This is a genomic window from Bradyrhizobium sp. SHOUNA76 (assembly GCF_023006445.1).
Taxonomy (GTDB): Bacteria; Pseudomonadota; Alphaproteobacteria; order Rhizobiales; family Xanthobacteraceae; genus Bradyrhizobium.
In genome coordinates this window covers 1-1,746 of sequence record NZ_JALBHA010000817.1, presented here as the reverse complement: position 1 = coordinate 1,746, position 1,746 = coordinate 1, and the positions used below count along the sequence as shown (strand labels likewise).

At 67.6% G+C, this 1,746-nt stretch carries 2 protein-coding genes and 1 pseudogene; all 3 read left to right on the top strand.

Annotated features, from left to right (window positions below; all coding sequences use genetic code 11):
- On the top strand, positions 1-1,173 hold a 1,173-nt coding region (locus tag MOV74_RS37485), incomplete at its 5' end, for an AtzE family amidohydrolase (protein WP_246932473.1).
- Position 1,174: 1 nt separating this feature from the next.
- The gene (hpxZ, locus tag MOV74_RS37480; protein WP_246932471.1) at positions 1,175-1,570 is read left to right on the top strand and encodes an oxalurate catabolism protein HpxZ; all 396 of its coding nucleotides are present in this window, start codon (positions 1,175-1,177) and stop codon (positions 1,568-1,570) included.
- Positions 1,567-1,746: pseudogene (locus MOV74_RS37475) on the top strand (GntR family transcriptional regulator); the annotation flags it as partial. The gene hpxZ and the pseudogene MOV74_RS37475, both read left to right, overlap by 4 nt.

Sequence of the window (1,746 nt, the reverse complement as noted above, 5' to 3'; positions counted from 1 at the left end):
GTGCCCTTCGCGGTGAAGAACCTGTTCGACGTCGCGGGGCTGCCGACGCGCGCGGGCTCGAAGATCAACCGCGACCTCGCACCGGCCAAGCGTGACGCCATGCTGATCGAGCGGATGGAAGCTGCCGGCGCCGTGCTGGTCGGGGCGCTCAACATGGGCGAATACGCCTATGACTTCACCGGCGAGAACGTCCATGACGGCCCCTCGCGCAATCCGCACGATACGACGCGGATGACCGGCGGCTCGTCCGGTGGTTCGGGCAGCGCCGTCGGCGGCGCGCTGGTGCCGATCGCGCTGGGCTCGGACACCAACGGCTCGATCCGCGTGCCGTCCTCCTTCTGCGGCATCTTTGGTTTGAAGCCGACCTATGGCCGGCTGTCGCGGGCACGATCCTTTCCGTTCGTCGCGAGCCTCGATCACCTCGGCCCGTTCGCACGGTCCGTCACCGATCTCGCGCTCGCCTATGACGTGATGCAGGGACCTGACGCGGACGACAGCGCCTGCACGACGCGCGGACTGGAGCCGACGCTGCCGCTGATCGCCAATCCTGTCTCGGACCTGCGCATCGCCGTCGCCGGCGGGTATTTCCAGAAGAACGTGTTTCCGGAAGCGGTCGAGGCCGTCAGCCGCGTTGCCAAGGCGCTTGGCACAACGCAAGTCGTGGACATCCCAGAAGCCGCGCGCGCCCGCGCGGCGGCCTATGTCATCACCACCACCGAAGGCGCTTCGCTCCACCTCGACCGCCTGCGCAAGCGTCCGAACGATTTCGATCCCGCGGTGCGCGACCGGCTGATCGCCGGCGCGATGGTACCCGCGCCCATGGTCGACCGCGCGCAGAAATTCCGCCGCTGGTACCGCGCCCAGCTTGCCGAGATCTTTAGATCGGTCGACGTGCTGCTGGCGCCGGCAACGCCCTGCACCGCGCCAAAGCTCGGCCAGGTGAACTTCAATCTCGACGGCGTGGAGCTGCCGGTGCGCGCCAATATCGGCGTCCACACCCAGCCGATCTCCTTCATCGGCCTGCCGGTGGTCGCGGTGCCGGTGCCGCTTGAGCCGCTGCCGATCGGCGTGCAGATCGTCGCCGCGCCCTGGCGCGAGGACATTGCGCTCCGCGTCGCCTACGCCTTGGAAAAGATAGGCGTCGCCGCTGCGCCTGCTCCCAGAGGACTCTGAAATGGAGATCGATCTCCCCGAGGTGATCGCGGAAGTCAAAGCCGCGTTCGATCGTTATGAGCAGGCCCTCGTCAGCAACGACGTCGCCGTGCTCGGTGAGCTCTTCCGCAACGATCCCCGTACGCTGCGCTACGGCATCGGCGAGAACCTTTATGGCTATGAGGCGATAAGCGGCTTCCGCGCCGGCCGCTCGCCGGTCGGCCTGAACCGCCGCACTGCAAAGACGGTTATCACCAGCTTTGGCCGCGACACGGCCGTTGCCTCCACCCTGTTCTATCGCGACACGGCGCCCGGCAAGGTCGGCCGGCAGATGCAGACCTGGATTCGCTTCTCCGAGGGCTGGCGCGTCGTCGCTGCCCATGTCAGCATCATCGACGAGCCGAAAGAGACCGCATGAGGCTGGACGAGTTTCCGCAAGGGACGCTGCCGACTGAGCCGGTGGTGCCGCGCGTCGATCGTCCCTCGGCATCCGTGCAGAAGGTCACGCGGGCGGAAGAGCTGCGCCTCCAGCTCGCGGACGAGATCGTGCGCGGCGCCCTGGCCCCCGGCGCGCCGCTTGATGAGACCGACATC